Source organism: Streptomyces sp. NPDC059875, from assembly GCF_042731085.1.
In the GTDB taxonomy this organism is placed as follows: Bacteria; Actinomycetota; Actinomycetes; order Streptomycetales; family Streptomycetaceae; genus Streptomyces.
Genome location: NZ_JBHWJZ010000002.1, coordinates 361,143 through 375,414, shown reverse-complemented (window position 1 = coordinate 375,414; position 14,272 = coordinate 361,143). Strand labels below are relative to the sequence as shown.

14 protein-coding genes and 1 riboswitch are annotated in these 14,272 nt (G+C 70.5%); of the genes, 5 read left to right on the top strand and 9 right to left on the bottom strand.

Annotation, left to right across the window (positions count from 1 at the left end):
- Positions 1–156: 156 nt before the first annotated feature.
- From ACFV9D_RS03610 to ACFV9D_RS03590, 5 genes are all read right to left on the bottom strand, one after another.
- Positions 157–1,923, bottom strand: a complete 1,767-nt coding sequence (locus ACFV9D_RS03610) for an ABC transporter substrate-binding protein (RefSeq protein ID WP_385140245.1) — start codon at positions 1,921–1,923, stop codon at positions 157–159.
- A gap of 128 nt (positions 1,924–2,051) precedes the next feature.
- Complete coding sequence (locus ACFV9D_RS03605) at positions 2,052–3,056, bottom strand: ABC transporter permease (RefSeq protein ID WP_385140242.1); 1,005 nt, start codon at positions 3,054–3,056, stop codon at positions 2,052–2,054.
- Between the two features lie 311 nt (positions 3,057–3,367).
- Positions 3,368–4,156 carry an enhanced serine sensitivity protein SseB C-terminal domain-containing protein gene (locus ACFV9D_RS03600; protein WP_385140239.1) on the bottom strand — a complete coding sequence of 263 codons (789 nt, stop codon included), beginning with the start codon at positions 4,154–4,156 and terminating at the stop codon, positions 3,368–3,370.
- 40 nt (positions 4,157–4,196) lie between these two features.
- Positions 4,197–4,937: an enhanced serine sensitivity protein SseB gene (locus ACFV9D_RS03595; protein ID WP_385140237.1), complete on the bottom strand. Its 741-nt coding sequence runs from the start codon at positions 4,935–4,937 to the stop codon at positions 4,197–4,199.
- A 191-nt stretch (positions 4,938–5,128) separates the two neighbouring features.
- Positions 5,129–5,797, bottom strand: a complete 669-nt coding sequence (locus ACFV9D_RS03590) for an AAA family ATPase (protein ID WP_385140234.1) — start codon at positions 5,795–5,797, stop codon at positions 5,129–5,131.
- A 140-nt stretch (positions 5,798–5,937) separates the two neighbouring features.
- Positions 5,938–6,040: riboswitch (glycine riboswitch) on the top strand.
- Between the two features lie 161 nt (positions 6,041–6,201).
- On the opposite strand from ACFV9D_RS03590, the gene gcvT reads away from it, so the two are divergent.
- From gcvT to ACFV9D_RS03570, 4 genes are all read left to right on the top strand, one after another.
- On the top strand, positions 6,202–7,326 hold the full coding sequence (gcvT, locus tag ACFV9D_RS03585; protein WP_385140231.1) for a glycine cleavage system aminomethyltransferase GcvT: 1,125 nt from the start codon (positions 6,202–6,204) through the stop codon (positions 7,324–7,326).
- 88 nt (positions 7,327–7,414) lie between these two features.
- Positions 7,415–7,792 (top strand): glycine cleavage system protein GcvH, encoded by a 378-nt coding sequence (gene gcvH, locus ACFV9D_RS03580; protein WP_385140229.1) that lies wholly within the window; start codon positions 7,415–7,417, stop codon positions 7,790–7,792.
- A 24-nt stretch (positions 7,793–7,816) separates the two neighbouring features.
- Entirely contained in the window at positions 7,817–9,076 is a 1,260-nt protein-coding gene (glyA, locus tag ACFV9D_RS03575) for a serine hydroxymethyltransferase (protein ID WP_385140226.1), read from the top strand.
- A 149-nt stretch (positions 9,077–9,225) separates the two neighbouring features.
- Positions 9,226–10,596, top strand: a complete 1,371-nt coding sequence (locus tag ACFV9D_RS03570; RefSeq protein ID WP_385140223.1) for an L-serine ammonia-lyase — start codon at positions 9,226–9,228, stop codon at positions 10,594–10,596.
- Here the strand turns inward: ACFV9D_RS03570 and ACFV9D_RS03565 are convergent, their stop codons facing one another.
- The 4 genes from ACFV9D_RS03565 to ACFV9D_RS03550 all read right to left on the bottom strand — a co-directional run bounded on the left by ACFV9D_RS03565 (position 10,597) and on the right by ACFV9D_RS03550 (position 13,554).
- Positions 10,597–11,238 carry a hypothetical protein gene (locus ACFV9D_RS03565; RefSeq protein ID WP_385140220.1) on the bottom strand — a complete coding sequence of 214 codons (642 nt, stop codon included), beginning with the start codon at positions 11,236–11,238 and terminating at the stop codon, positions 10,597–10,599.
- The gene (locus tag ACFV9D_RS03560) at positions 11,235–12,662 is read right to left on the bottom strand and encodes a hypothetical protein (protein WP_385140218.1); all 1,428 of its coding nucleotides are present in this window, start codon (positions 12,660–12,662) and stop codon (positions 11,235–11,237) included. Before ACFV9D_RS03560 ends, ACFV9D_RS03565 begins: the two co-directional genes overlap by 4 nt.
- A gap of 161 nt (positions 12,663–12,823) precedes the next feature.
- On the bottom strand, positions 12,824–13,096 hold the full coding sequence (locus ACFV9D_RS03555) for an SH3 domain-containing protein (RefSeq protein WP_385140216.1): 273 nt from the start codon (positions 13,094–13,096) through the stop codon (positions 12,824–12,826).
- Between the two features lie 242 nt (positions 13,097–13,338).
- Complete coding sequence (locus ACFV9D_RS03550; protein WP_385140214.1) at positions 13,339–13,554, bottom strand: EF-hand domain-containing protein; 216 nt, start codon at positions 13,552–13,554, stop codon at positions 13,339–13,341.
- A 74-nt stretch (positions 13,555–13,628) separates the two neighbouring features.
- Between ACFV9D_RS03550 and ACFV9D_RS03545 the strand changes: the two genes are divergently transcribed.
- On the top strand, positions 13,629–14,267 hold the full coding sequence (locus tag ACFV9D_RS03545) for a GNAT family N-acetyltransferase (RefSeq protein ID WP_385140211.1): 639 nt from the start codon (positions 13,629–13,631) through the stop codon (positions 14,265–14,267).
- Positions 14,268–14,272 lie beyond the last annotated feature (5 nt).

The window sequence follows — 14,272 nt, the reverse complement described above, 5'->3', positions numbered from 1 at the left end:
CCACCACCCCGCTAATTCTATACCACCTCCGGGGCCCCCCCGCGCGGCCGCCGTCCCCCCCCCCCCGCCCCCCCCACCGCCGTGAGCGGCCATCACCTGCCCTTCGGACCTAGCGGCGGGTGGTGCGCCGTTGGAGCGGGTGGATTGACTCTGGACTTACTTCATGACGCCGAGCGACGCGTAGTCGTAGCGGCCGTTGTAGGCGTCGGCCGTGTAGACGTTGGTCAGTCGCGAGGAGCGCCAGATGATGTTCTTCTCGTGGGTGAAGGGCAGGTAGACCGCGGCCTCCGAGACCTTCGTGTTGATCTGCTTGTAGAGGTCGCCGGCCTTGGCCGGGTCGGTCTCCTTGAGCGCGTCGTCGAAGAGCTTGTTGACGGCCGGGTCGTTCAGCTGCGAGAAGTTGTTGTTACCGCTCTGCAGGATGAAGCGGCCGTCGACCAGCGGCTGCAGGAAGCCCTGGCCGGACGGGAAGTCGGCGCCCCAGCCCATGATGATGATGCCGTAGCCCTTGTCCTTGACCACCTTCGGCGAACCGATGATGCCGGAGGTCTGGGCGCCGTCGAACTGGTCGATCTGGGCGTCGATGCCGACGGCCTTCAGCGACTGCTGGAGGGACTCGGCGGTCGCGATCTCGATCTTCTTGTTGTTGCGGACCGCGATGGTGGTCTTGAAGCCGTTCGGCTTACCGCACTTGGCCAGGGCCTCCTTGGCCTTGGCGAGGTCCGGCTTGCCGGCCAGCTTGCCGTACGGGTCGGCCTTCGGGTCGGCACCCTTGATCGCCGGCGGCAGCATGTTGGTGGCGATGTCGCCACCGGCCTGCGGGCCGCCACGGGCGGTCTGGAGGGACTTGGAGTCGGCCGCGTAGATGATCGCCTTGCGGCACTCGATGTTGTCGATGACCGTCTGCGGGAAGACCGCGTAGCGGATGAAGCCGGTCTGCGGGTTGTCCGCGTTCTCCTTGTGCTGCTGGAGCACCTTGGCGCGGGCCGCGGCGCCGACACCGGTGGCGTTGATGTCGAGGTCGTACTCGCCCTCGATCAGCCGGTTGTCCATGTCGTCGGCGTTGGTGGTGAACTTGACGCTGATCTTGTCCGGCAGCGCCTTGCGGACGGTGTCCGTCTTGGCGTCCCACTTGTCGTTGCGGACGAGCAGCATCGACTTGTTCGGGGTGTACTCCTGCCACTTGTACGGGCCGGAGGAGAAGGGCTTCAGGCCGTACTTGGCCTGGGTGTCCTTGTCCTGGCGGACCGGCGAGGCGGCGGGCATGGCCAGCATCTGCAGGAAGTCACCGTTGGCGACCGGCAGCTTGAAGACGATGGTCTTGTCGTCCGGCGTCTCGATCGCCTTCAGGCCGAGCTTGTCCGGCGTGGTGTCCTTGTAGGGACCCTTGTACTCGCCCTTGGGGTCGAGGACCTGCTGGAGGTAGATCGGGCCGCCGGAGATGACGTCCTGCGCCCAGATGCGCTCGATGCCGTACTTGATGTCCTTGGAGGTGATCGGCTTGCCGTCCTCCCAGGCCACTCCGTCCTTCAGGGTGAAGGTGTAGGTGAGACCGTCCTCCGAGACCTTGCCGGTGTCGGTGGCGAGGTCGGAGACCAGCTCGGTGGAGGCGGCGCCCGGCTCGGCCTTGAAGGTGACCAGCTGGCGCGTGTAGAAGCGCATGTAGTCCCACACGAAGCCGTAGTAGCCGCGCTGCGGGTCCCACGAGTCGGCCTCCTGCGAGCCGATGAACTTCAGTTCGCCGCCCTTCTTGTCGGAGGCGTTGGCGACCTTGTTCACGGCGGCGTTGAAGCCGGCCGCGCCGGAGCCCTTGCTGCCGCCGTCGCCGCTGCCGCCACCGCAGGCGGTGGTGACGACCATCGTGGCCGCCGCGAGCAGCGCGCCCGCGGCCATTCTGCGCCGCTGAGAGCTGTTCAGAGTCATGGTCTCGCAACCTCCGGAATAGTGGCGGCCGTTGTGACGGTCCGCCGGTGTTGATTGCCTCCTGTCACCAGCGGCAGGGGCGGGTCTGTACGGGCGTGCGGGCGGTCAGGGGACGTGGCTGACGGGGGTCAGCGAGCGGCCTTCGGGTCGAGCGCGTCGCGCACGCCGTCGCCGAAGAGGTTGAACGCCAGAACGGTGATGAAGATCGCGAGGCCGGGGATCACCATGAACAGGGGGTCCGATTCATAGGTGGAGATGGCCGTCGACAGCATCTGGCCCCAGGAAGCGGTGGGCGGCTTCACACCCGCGCCGAGGAAGCTGAGGGCCGCTTCGGTGAGGATGTTGGTGGGGATCATGAGGGTCGCGTAGACCATGATCGGGGCGATCAGGTTGGGCAGCAGCTCCCGGCGCAGGATGTAGAGGCGGCCGGCGCCCAGGCTGCGGGCGGCCTCGACGTACTCGCGCTCGCGCAGCGACAGGGTCTGGCCGCGGACGATCCGGCCGACGTACGGCCAGCCGAAGAAGCCGATCACGATCACCAGCGCGCCGATGCGGACCCCCGAACCGGAGAAGCCGAGCAGCTCGTTGGGGAGCACGGAGACCAGCGCGATGGTGAACAGCAGCTGCGGGAAGGCGAGCATGACGTCCATGACGCGGCTCAGCGCCGCGTCGACCCAGCCGCCGAAGTAGCCGGCGACGATGCCGAGGATCGTGCCGAGGACGACCGCGAAGATCGCGGCGAGGAAGGCGACGAGCAGCGAGATGCGGGCGCCGTAGACGATGCGGCTGAAGACGTCGCGGCCGTTGACCGGCTCGACACCGAGGAGGAAGTCGCCGCTGATGCCGCCGTAGGAGCCGATCGGGGTGCCGAAGAGCGGGTCGATCTGGTCCTCGTGGAACTCGTCCGGCGGGTGGCCGAGCAGGCCCACGATGACCGGCGCGAAGATCGCGACGAGGACCAGGAAGATCACGATCGTGCCGCCGGCCAGCGCGAGTTTGTCGCGCTTGAGCCGGGTCCAGGCGATCTGCCAGGGGGAACGTCCCTCGATCGCCTTGCCCGGCGGCGCCGGAGGCACGGCATCGACGGCGGCGGTCGACTCGGCCGCACTCGTCTCGTGCAGTGGTGCCGTCATCGTGGTGAGGACCCCTCTCGGCCGCCGGTAGCCGGCCCTTGCCCGCCGCGGGTAGCGGCTTGGTGGAACAACTGCGGGGCACCGGCCAGGAAGGCCGAACGCCCGGTGTTCCGGGGAGTCTTCAATGTGTTCGCGATCACCCGCCAGACCTCACGGTGAATGTTTGCTCAACCGTGATGCGGTTCGTTGCCTTCCGTTATCCGGACTCTGTGATCGTCTCAGCGGACCATCTCGCCCGCTATTCGGCCAGAACGGACATGTACCCCAACCCCTCTGCGACAGGAGTGAATTGGGGTGACGGAACGGACGTATCAGTACGTGCGGGGCACGGCCGGAGGGTAGCCGTAACCGGGGGCGTGCGGCGCGGGCGCGGCGTGCGCGTCACGGTCGTAGAACGGGCGCGCGTTGGCCCGCAGCCACATCGCCACCGGGTCGTACTCGTCGGACATCGCGACCGTCGAGACGGGCAGACCGTCGGGGACGGCGGAGATCGTCTGGCGCATCATCGCCCGCACCGCCTCGACCGAGGCGGCGGAGGTGTCGTACAGGTCGAGTCCGATGGCGAGGTACGGGGATCCCAGCGCGGGCTGCACCCAGGCCCGGCGCAGCGCCCGTACGGACGGGGTGCGATGGGCGTTCTGGGTCAGAAGGGCATAGAACTGGGGGATTTCCAGCGCGGGTTCGGAGAGCCGCAGCGGTCCGGCGGGCATCCGGTCGAGACCGGTGGCGATTCGGCGGAGGTCGGCCCAGGGGATGCCGACGCCGCCGTTGGCGTCGTGCGGGTTGAGCCAGATGCCCCAGCGGTCGGGGTAGAGGGCGCGGGCGATCTCGCGGCCTGTGACCACCTCGTGGGCGCGGCTCCAGCCGGAGGCGGCGAGCTCCTGGGCGGAGGTGACGCACGGGGCGTACCCGAAGCCGTCGACCTCCATGTTCCCGTACTGGGCGTCGGGCGAGCCGGGTGCGCCCTGCCAGAGCAGCATCCAGACGTCGCCGTCGGCGAGGGCGTGCAGCAGTTGCTCGTACGCGTCGTAGCGTCCGGGTGCCACCTGGCGCAGCATGTGCTCGACCTTTCCGGCCGCGGCCGTGCCTGACGCGCTCACCCTGGGTCCCGCCCCTCTTCCGTCCACCGAACCAGCTTAATTACACGGAGGCCCGCTGATAGAAGGGGCGCACCTGCTCCAGCATCCAGTCGCCGACCGGGTCCTGCGCAACGTCCAGCAGGATGAGATTGACCGGCCAGGCCACCTCGACCCGGCCGAGCGCGCGGCCGAGCGCGTCGAGCGGCGCGTTCCGGTCGACTCCGTCCCAGGCGGCGAGCTGGACGCCGACGAAGAGGGCGGGTTCGGTGCCCTCGACGCTGGCGAGGGCGCGGCGCGCGGTGACGACGACTCCGGTGGCCTCGAACTCGGCGGACGCGGCGGCGAGGAAGTCGACGGGGTCGTCCTGCCAGTCGGGCTCGAAGAGCCGGACCCGGCCGCCGCTCGCGGGGCCGTCCAGCGGGGTGCGGCCGACCCGGCAGAGCTCGGCGACGGCGGGCGGGGGCAGCGGGGCGCCGACGGTGCCGCCGGGGTTCACGGCGATGCCGAGCTGCGGGGGCAGACCGCGGGCGAAATCGCGGGCGGGGGCGACGGTGAAGGACATGTGGGCGCCGACACAGGCCAGGAACTGCTGCTCGGAGCTGAACACGGGGACGTAGGGGAGTCCGTCGATCTCCATCGTGGGCAGATCGAGGTCCCGGCTCTCGGGGCTGCCGCCGTTGGGCAGGGGAACCCAGACGGGGCTCCGTCCGAGCACCTCGACGAGCCGGCCTCCGGCGGCGGGGTTGCCGAGCGAGGCCGCGAGGACCTCTTCGAGCTCGTTGCCCGGCCACGTCACATCCACGGTTCCCGTATCCCCTTCTCACGCGCCCTGGTCACGGGCCCTCGGGGCAGAACCCTAACGCCGCCCTGGCGCCGCCGTGGCCAAAAGCGCACGGAGTACCCCGGTCCGGATCGCCGGAGCACCCCGGTCCGGGCCCCCGCGCACCCGGTCCGCATCCCCGGAGCACCCCGGTCCGGATCGCCCGGCAGCCGTCAGTGCTCGCGGAACGTGATCCTCCGGAGGGCACCCGCCGCGTCCCTGTCGAGGAGGGTCGCCGAGGCGCAGCCCCGCGGCAGACGGCCGGACTCGACGGAGTGCAGCAGCCGGCCGACGGCCCGGCGGTGCCGGGCGAAGGCGTATCCCGACACCCCTCGGCCGCGCTCGCGCTGCCCCTCCCGGGCGGCGGCCGGTGTGACGTCGAGCAGGACCAGGTGCAGCGCGCCGCCCCGGCGGCGGGCCTCGCGGGCGAGCCAGTTCCGCACCCAGGACTGGGTGCCGCAGTCGTGGACGACCACGCTCCGCCCGGAGCGCAGCGCCCGGCGCAGTCCGGCGTAGTGGGCGATCCGGGCCAGCGGGCGGTAGACCGCGTACGGCAGGAAGCGTGGCAGTCGTGCTTCCCAGCGCTCGCGGGCGTCCTGCGAATCGATGCCCAGGCCCTCGGCCGCGCGCCGCATGAGCGTCGACTTGCCGCTGCCGGGCAGCCCGGAGACGACGACGAGGTCACCGGCGGCGAAGGAGAGCACGCGCGGGCCGCGACCGCCGCGCTCGCGCAGATCGCGCAGCAGGGACGTGGCGGAGCCGCGCCTTCGGGTCCTGGCCCGGGCCCGCTGGGCCGTGAGACCCGCGCCCGTGGCGTAGGCGCCGGTGTGCTGGATCGTCATCGTTTCTCCCCCTGTCGGGTCCGAGGACCCCCCTGCCCACGAAGTGTAAAGAAGCGGTAATGAGGCACAAGCGATTTGCCGATCAGACCCCGCGTGCAATGATGTGCGCGCCAAGCGCACACAACCTCATACCGGCCGCTCGAATCCGCGCGGGAGAGTCCCGGAACCACCACGGTGGGCCCCGGGCGCCGAAGGAGCAAGACCCTCCCTTGAATCTCTCAGGCCCCGTACCGCGTGGATGAGGCAGATCTGAAAAGCGGGACGTCGTGTGGCGTTCCCACCCAAGGTGCAAGCCGACCTCTCGGTGACGAGATGCTCTCGGTGAACCTCTCAGGTTCCATGACAGATGGGGAGGACGTCCTCGCCCGTCATGTTTTCCGCCCTTGGGACCCGGGAGCCACCCCATGAGCACTGCACCCCGCCTGACCGCCCTCGATGCGCTGCATCGTTCGCTGGGCGCGACCATGACCGACTTCGCCGGCTGGGACATGCCGCTGCGCTACGCCAGCGAGCGCGACGAGCACAACGCCGTCCGCACCAAGGCCGGCCTCTTCGACCTCTCCCACATGGGCGAGATCACGGTGACCGGTCCGCAGGCCGTCGAGCTCCTCGACCACGCCCTGGTCGGCAACATCTCCACCGTGGGCCTCGGCCGGGCCCGCTACACGATGATCTGCCAGGAGGACGGCGGCATCCTCGACGACCTGATCGTGTACCGGCTCCAGGACCAGGAGTACATGGTCGTCGCCAACGCCTCCAACGCGCAGATCGTCCTCGACGCGCTGACCGAGCGCGCGGCCGGCTTCGACGCCGAGGTACGGGACGACCGTGACGCGTACGCCCTGATCGCCGTCCAGGGCCCGGAGTCCCCCGGCATCCTGAAGTCGCTCACCGACGCCGACCTGGACGGTCTGAAGTACTACGCCGGCCTCCCGGGCACGGTCGCCGGGGTCCCCGCGCTGATCGCCCGTACCGGCTACACCGGCGAGGACGGCTTCGAGCTGTTCCTGAAGCCCGAGCACGCCGAGGGCGTCTGGAAGGCGCTGACCGAGGCCGGCGCCCCGGTCGGGCTCATCCCCTGCGGCCTGTCCTGCCGTGACACGCTCCGCCTGGAGGCGGGCATGCCGCTGTACGGGCACGAGCTGACCACCTCGCTCACCCCGTTCGACGCGGGCCTCGGCCGGGTCGTGAAGTTCGAGAAGACGACCAACGAGGGCGACTTCGTCGGCCGCAAGGCCCTGGAGGCCGCCGCCGAGCGCGCCGCCACCAACCCGCCGCGCAAGCTCGTCGGCCTGATCGCCGAGGGCCGCCGCGTCCCGCGCGCCGGCATGGCGGTCGTCGCGAACGGCGAGGTCATCGGCGAGGTCACCTCCGGCGCCCCGTCCCCGACGCTCGGAAAGCCGATCGCCATGGCGTACGTGGACGCGGCGCACGCCGAGCCCGGCACGCAGGGTGTAGGTGTGGACATCCGCGGCACCCACGAGCCGTACGAGGTCGTGGCGCTGCCTTTCTACAAGCGCCAGAAGTGACGTTTCACACGCCTGAACGTCTCACTCCTCGTCTCATCCCGTAAGACCCGCGTACATCAGCACTCCCCCGATCCAGGAGAATCACGACATGAGCAACCCCCAGCAGCTTCGCTACAGCAAGGAGCACGAGTGGCTGTCGGACGTCGTTGACGGCGTCGCGACCGTCGGCATCACGGAGCACGCGGCGAACGCCCTCGGCGACGTCGTCTTCGTGCAGCTCCCGGAGGTCGGTGACACGGTGACCGCGGGCGAGTCCTGTGGCGAGCTGGAGTCCACCAAGTCCGTCAGCGACCTGTACGCGCCGGTGACCGGTGAGGTCGTCGAGGCCAACCAGGACGTCGTGGACGACCCCTCCCTGGTGAACACCGCCCCGTTCGAGGGCGGCTGGCTGTTCAAGGTCCGCCTCGCCGGCGAGCCGGAGGACCTGCTCACCGCCGACGAGTACACCGCCTTCACCGCCGGCTAACCGAGACCCCCTAGGGATCGATTCATGTCGCTTCTGAACACCCCTCTCCACGAGCTGGACCCGGACGTCGCCGCCGCCGTCGACGCCGAGCTCCACCGCCAGCAGTCCACCCTCGAGATGATCGCCTCGGAGAACTTCGCTCCGGTCGCGGTCATGGAGGCCCAGGGCTCGGTCCTCACCAACAAGTACGCCGAGGGCTACCCGGGCCGCCGCTACTACGGCGGCTGCGAGCACGTCGACGTGGCCGAGCAGATCGCCATCGACCGGATCAAGGACCTGTTCGGCGCCGAGTACGCCAACGTCCAGCCGCACTCCGGCGCCTCCGCGAACCAGGCCGCGCTGTTCGCGATCGCCCAGCCCGGCGACACGATCCTGGGCCTGGACCTGGCCCACGGCGGTCACCTGACCCACGGCATGCGCCTGAACTTCTCGGGCAAGCAGTTCAACGTGGTCGCGTACCACGTGGACGAGGCCGGTCTGGTCGACATGGCCGAGGTCGAGCGCCTGGCCAAGGAGCACCGCCCCAAGGTGATCATCGCGGGCTGGTCCGCCTACCCGCGTCAGCTGGACTTCGCCGAGTTCCGCCGGATCGCCGACGAGGTCGAGGCGTACCTGTGGGTCGACATGGCCCACTTCGCGGGTCTGGTCGCGGCCGGCCTGCACCCGAACCCGGTCGAGTACGCGGACGTGGTGACCTCCACCACGCACAAGACCCTCGGCGGCCCGCGCGGCGGCATCATCCTCGCGAAGAAGGAGTTCGCGAAGAAGCTGAACTCCTCGGTCTTCCCCGGTTTCCAGGGCGGCCCGCTCGAGCACGTGATCGCGGCCAAGGCCGTCTCGTTCAAGATCGCGGCCTCGGAGGAGTTCAAGGAGCGCCAGCAGCGCACCCTGGACGGCGCCCGGATCCTGGCCGAGCGCCTGGTCCAGGACGACGTCACCGCGCACGGTGTCTCGGTCCTGTCCGGCGGCACGGACGTGCACCTGGTCCTGGTCGACCTGCGCAACTCCGAGCTGGACGGTCAGCAGGCCGAGGACCGCCTCCACGAGGTCGGCATCACGGTCAACCGGAACGCGATCCCGAACGACCCGCGTCCGCCGATGGTCACCTCGGGTCTGCGCATCGGTACGCCGGCGCTCGCGACCCGCGGCTTCGGCGACGAGGACTTCGCCGAGGTCGCCGACATCATCGCGGAGACCCTGAAGCCCGGCTTCGACGCCGAGTCCCTCAAGGCCCGGGTGATCGCTCTCGCCGAGAAGCACCCGCTGTACCCCGGCCTGAAGTAATTTCGTACCCTTTTGTTCGTACGAAGCTCCGGGGCACCGCGCACACTGGACAGTGAGCGCGGTGCCCCACCCCCTTTTTCCGCTCTTCCTGCTCCGTTCTGCACCACCCCGGCAGACAACGGCGTCTAGCCCCCCACAAGGAGTTCCCCGTGGCCATCTCGGTCTTCGACCTGTTCTCGATCGGCATCGGCCCGTCCAGCTCCCACACGGTGGGCCCGATGCGCGCCGCCCGGATGTTCGCCCGCCGGCTGAAGAACGAGGGGCTCCTCGCCCACACCGCCTCGATACGGGCGGAGCTGTACGGCTCGCTGGGCGCGACCGGCCACGGCCACGGCACGCCGAAGGCCGTCCTGCTGGGCCTGGAGGGGAACTCCCCGCGGACGGTCGACGTCGAGACGGCGGACGAGGAGTTCGAGCGGATCAAGTCGAGCGGCCGGATCAATCTGGTCGGCGCGCACGAGATCCCCTTCGACTTCGACGAGGACCTGATCCTGCACCGCCGCAAGGCGCTGCCGTACCACGCCAACGGCATGACGATCTTCGCGTACGACGCGGAGGGCGCGCTCGTCCTGGAGAAGACGTACTACTCGGTGGGCGGCGGCTTCGTCGTGGACGAGGACGCGGTCGAGGGATCGGACCCGATCATCCCGGACGACACGGTCCTGAAGTACCCCTTCCGCACGGGCGACGAACTCCTCCGCCTCGCGAAGGAGACCGGCCTGTCGATCTCCGCGATGATGATGGAGAACGAGAAGGCCTGGCGCACCGAGGACGAGATCCGCGAGGGCCTGCTGGAGATCTGGCGGGTCATGCAGGCCTGCGTCTCGCGCGGCATGTCCCGCGAGGGCATCCTGCCGGGCGGTCTGAAGGTCCGCCGCCGCGCCGCGAACACGGCTCGCAAGCTGCGCTCCGAGGGCGACCCGGCGGCGCTGGCGATGGAGTGGATCACCCTCTACGCGATGGCCGTGAACGAGGAGAACGCGGCGGGCGGCCGCGTGGTCACCGCCCCGACGAACGGCGCGGCCGGCATCATCCCGGCGGTCCTGCACTACTACATGAACTTCGTGCCCGGCGCGGACGAGGACGGCGTGGTCCGCTTCATGCTGGCGGCCGGCGCGGTCGGCATGCTCTTCAAGGAGAACGCCTCGATCTCCGGCGCCGAGGTCGGCTGCCAGGGCGAGGTCGGCTCGGCCTGCTCGATGGCGGCCGGCGCCCTCGCGGAGGTCCTCGGCGGCACCCCGGAGCAGGTCGAGAACGCGGCCGAGATCGGCATGGAGCACAACCTGGGCCTGACCTGCGACCCGGTCGGCGGCCTGGTCCAGATCCCGTGCATCGAGCGCAACGGCATGGCGGCGGTCAAGGCGGTCACGGCGGCGAAGATGGCGATGCGCGGCGACGGCAGCCACCTGGTCTCCCTCGACAAGGTCATCAAGACCATGAAGGAGACCGGCGCGGACATGTCGGTCAAGTACAAGGAGACCGCCCGCGGCGGCCTCGCGGTGAACATCATCGAGTGCTGATCACCGCGCGCTGATCCCCGGGGCGGTCGGGGCCTCCTGGGGCCTCGGCTCGTTCCGCAGCAGCGGCACCGGGCCGCGCAGCGCGAAAGCTCCGGGGAGGTCCAGCCGGCCGCCCCGGCGCTGGGCGATCACCGACCCCTGCACCCCCAGGCTCGCGTCGACCGCGCAGTTCCCGGACCGTACGCCGGTCAGACAGGCGTCACGGACCACGCAGACGAGCCCGGAGATCCAGAAGACCGCGGTCAGCTCCACGTCCAGCGTGCCGATCTTCGCGCCGTCCACGTAGACGTCGACGTACGGCCGGTGGGTGGAAGTGACCCGATGGGTGGCGAGCGCGACGACCTCCTCGCTGCCCGGCAGGTCACGGGTGCGGCGCGCGGCTGACTGCAGCGCGGAGTGGCCGCGCCAGCCGGCGGCCGCGAGGTCGAGCACGTCGAGGGCGAGGAAGTCCTCCACGACGGTGGCCAGCTCGTGCTCGACCGCCCGGTCGGCGGCGGGGGTCCTGCCGCGTACGGGGGCGAGCACTGGCCCGGCCGTGTCATGGGCGCGCAGCGGGGCGTCGAGCTCCTCCCCCTCGCCGAGCAGGAACGCGCGGACGGTCGTCGGGGTCGTGGGAGGCGCCACGGGCGCGGGCATGGTCATCGGTCCTCCTCGTCGAGGGTCTGCCGGCCGGGGTCCGGGTGCGGGTCGAGCCGGGTCGTACGGGTGGGCGGCTCGCCGGGCGGCCGGTACTCGGTCACCTCGGTGGTGCCGGTCGCGGGCCGCAGGGTCGCCCGGACGTGGTTGCGGACCCAGCGGGGGCCGCGGTGCAGTCGGCCGAAGTAGACGGCCGCGGCGGCGGCGAGGGCGAGCGCGGTACCGGTCGTGGAGCCGACGACCCACCCGACGGGGGTGGTCCCGCCGCTACCGGACGGGGGCTGCGCGTTCGGATCCGCAGGGTTCGGGTCGTTCGGGTCCGCAGGGTTCGGGTCGTTCGGATTCGGATCCGTCGGATTCGGATCCGTGGGGTTCGGGTCGTTCGGGTCCGTAGGGTTCGGGTCGTTCGGATCCGTAGGGTTCGGATCCGACGGATCGGGGTCCTTGGGGCCCGTCGGGCCCGGCTCGTCCGTGACCCGGTACGGCGCCTCGTCGTACTGCTCCGGATAGTCCTGGCACACCGCCCGCACCGTGTGCGTGCCCTCCGGCGCGTCGGCCGGGACGGTGATCTCGGTGGCGAAGGTGGCCTGCTCGGTGACCGGCGCAGTGGTCAAGGCCGGCTCGTCGCCGTCCCAGAGGAGGTCGACGTTCGAGCACCTGAAGCCCGTGCCTTCCGCCTGTACGGTGCTCCCCTTCGCGCCCTCCTCCCCAGCGAGGGTGAGCTGCGGGTCCCCAGGGCTCTCGACGACGTAGTCGGCGTCCGCGTAGTAGTCCGGCTGTCCGGTACAGGCGGCCCGGAATGTGTGCGTGCCCAGTGAGGTGCCCTCCGGGACGGTCTCCGTGCGCGAGAAGTCGCCGTTCTCCCCCACGGGGATGCCGGACCCGAGATCCGCCTCGTCGACGACGTAGAGGTCGACGGTTCCGGCGGAGCACCCGTCGAACCCCGAGCCCCGGACGTCGATCGTGTCCCCGATCGATCCGTGGTCCGGGTCGAGCGTGAGCGTCCGTGACCCGTCGGGCGTGGTGCCGCCGCCCCCGGTCACGGTGAAGGTGGCCGACGCGGACGTGACGTGGCCGGTGTCGACCTCGGGGTCACAGGCCACCTTGATCGTGTGCGGGCCTGTCGTGGCGTTCATCGGGACCGTGATGGACCCGGTGACCGTGTGATCGGTCTGGTCCAGCACCACCCCGATGGGGGTACCGCCGTCGAAGGAGACCGCCGCGTAGCCGCACGGGTCGAAACCGGAGCCGGTGACCGTCACGTACGTGTCGGGTGGCCCGGAGGCCGGGTCCAGTGTGAGGGAGGCCTGAGCCGCCGCCGGCGTCAGGAAGGCCGCCAGGGGTGCGAAAGCGACCGGCCCCACGCTGATCGCTGTGCTCAGAAGCACCGCCATCAGCAATCGACGCACCAGCCGCGCGGCAGTGGACATGAGGTGAGGGGGTGGGGGTTCACCCCCCATTTTCCTCCCCCGTGCGACGCCGCGCGCGTCGTGGCCGTGCCGTCAGGGCACCAGCCGGTGCGGGCCCTGACCAGCGCGTTCATGTCCTTCAGCGCGGTCAGGGCCTTCCTTGCAGGCCGGCTGCCCCTCGCTCAGCCCTGCGGGGCGGCCGGTTCGACGTCCTTGGACAGTGGCACCTGTCCGGTGTTGTCGACGTGCCGGGCGGCGACCCACGCGGCCTTGTCGCGCAGCAGGTACCAGATGCTGTTGCCGTCGATGGTCTGGGCGTGCACTTTGCTGTGCAGGCCGACCTCGGCGCCGTGACTCAGGTTGCCGATGACGGAGGAGTCCGTGCTCGGATACTTCCGCAGGTTGACGCCGATGGCGCTGACGACGGTGCCGAACGGCTGGGGTGGACTGGGCATCTTGACCTCCAGGGGAACGCCGGAGTGGCGGGAACCCGTCCGGTATCCGGACGGGTTGCCTGCACGGTAAGGCCGATTCCCGCCGGGGAGCCGGAGGCGTGCGGGGCACTCCACGACCGGCGCCCAGCCGTCATTCCGATGGTTCCATCCGTCCGCCCGGCCGGCCGCACGGGCGGCGGTTCACATACGTGTGCACGTGGTGGCCGTGCCGGGTGTGGCGCCGCCCGTCCCTGCCCGGTGGGTCAGGCCTTGTTGAGGTCGGCCCAGAACTCGTCCCAGGACAGCTTGCCGTCGGCGTTGCCGTCACGCTGGCCGATCAGGGCCTCCGCGACCGTCTCGGTGACGTTGAAGTCACCCAGCTGCGCCATGACGCTCTTGTACTCGGCCGCGGTGATGAAACCGTCCCCGTCCACGTCGAACCGATCGAATGCCTTGCGCGCCGACTCGATGTCCGCCACAGCTTCCGCCCCTTCTTGTTGCTTCGATGACGGGGGTCAGGTTATCGGTCCGACGGGTGACCGATGATGGGGGTATGAGCGACGACGTGGCACGGATCCTGGCGGCGGCGGCGCGCGGGCAGTTCCCGCCGCCGGACGGCTCGACGACGGTGGTCCCGCAGCCGAACGCCAGGGACGTCGGCGTCCTCGCCTTCACCGCGCATTCGGTGGTCTTCACGGACGAGGATCCGTCGTGGGTGCGGGCGGAGCTCGCGGCCGCCGCGAGCGACCCGCTGGCCGCCTCGATGAACCCGGGGTTCCTCGCCGCCTTCATGCGGCGCACGGGCCGGCACATGAACACGATCGACCTGCTGACGGTCGCCACGACGCTGCCCGGCGCCCCGGGGCTGCCGTTGCGCGAGATCGAGGACCCCGACCACCCCCGGGTGGCGCGGGCGATGAAGTTCCGCGAGGACGTACGGGTGTGGGCGACCGACGGCGGGGTGCTGATCCTGGGCCGGGGCGTGGCCGGGCGCTGGGAGGCGGCGATCGAGGTCGAGGAGGACGCCAGGCACCGCGGGCTCGGCCGGGCGCTGGCCCTCGCCGCCCGGCATCTGACGCCGGACGACGTCGTCTGGGCCCAGCAGTCCCCCGGCAACGCCCGTAGCGTCCGCACCTTCCAGGCGGCGGGCTACCGCCCGGTGGCCTCCGAGGCCCTGCTCATCGCGGGCTGACCCGC

Excerpts from the sequence above, each read along its gene's own strand:
- gcvH (WP_385140229.1), top strand. The coding sequence starts at position 7,415 with ATGAGCAACCCCCAGCAGCTTCGCTACAGCAAGGAGCACGAGTGGCTG.
- ACFV9D_RS03610 (WP_385140245.1), bottom strand. The coding sequence starts at position 1,923 with ATGACTCTGAACAGCTCTCAGCGGCGCAGAATGGCCGCGGGCGCGCTG.
- glyA (WP_385140226.1), top strand. The coding sequence starts at position 7,817 with ATGTCGCTTCTGAACACCCCTCTCCACGAGCTGGACCCGGACGTCGCC.
- ACFV9D_RS03555 (WP_385140216.1), bottom strand. The coding sequence starts at position 13,096 with ATGCCCAGTCCACCCCAGCCGTTCGGCACCGTCGTCAGCGCCATCGGC.
- ACFV9D_RS03565 (WP_385140220.1), bottom strand. The coding sequence starts at position 11,238 with ATGACCATGCCCGCGCCCGTGGCGCCTCCCACGACCCCGACGACCGTC.
- ACFV9D_RS03545 (WP_385140211.1), top strand. The coding sequence starts at position 13,629 with ATGAGCGACGACGTGGCACGGATCCTGGCGGCGGCGGCGCGCGGGCAG.
- ACFV9D_RS03605 (WP_385140242.1), bottom strand. The coding sequence starts at position 3,056 with ATGACGGCACCACTGCACGAGACGAGTGCGGCCGAGTCGACCGCCGCC.
- gcvT (WP_385140231.1), top strand. The coding sequence starts at position 6,202 with ATGAGCACTGCACCCCGCCTGACCGCCCTCGATGCGCTGCATCGTTCG.
- ACFV9D_RS03590 (WP_385140234.1), bottom strand. The coding sequence starts at position 5,797 with ATGACGATCCAGCACACCGGCGCCTACGCCACGGGCGCGGGTCTCACG.
- ACFV9D_RS03560 (WP_385140218.1), bottom strand. The coding sequence starts at position 12,662 with ATGTCCACTGCCGCGCGGCTGGTGCGTCGATTGCTGATGGCGGTGCTT.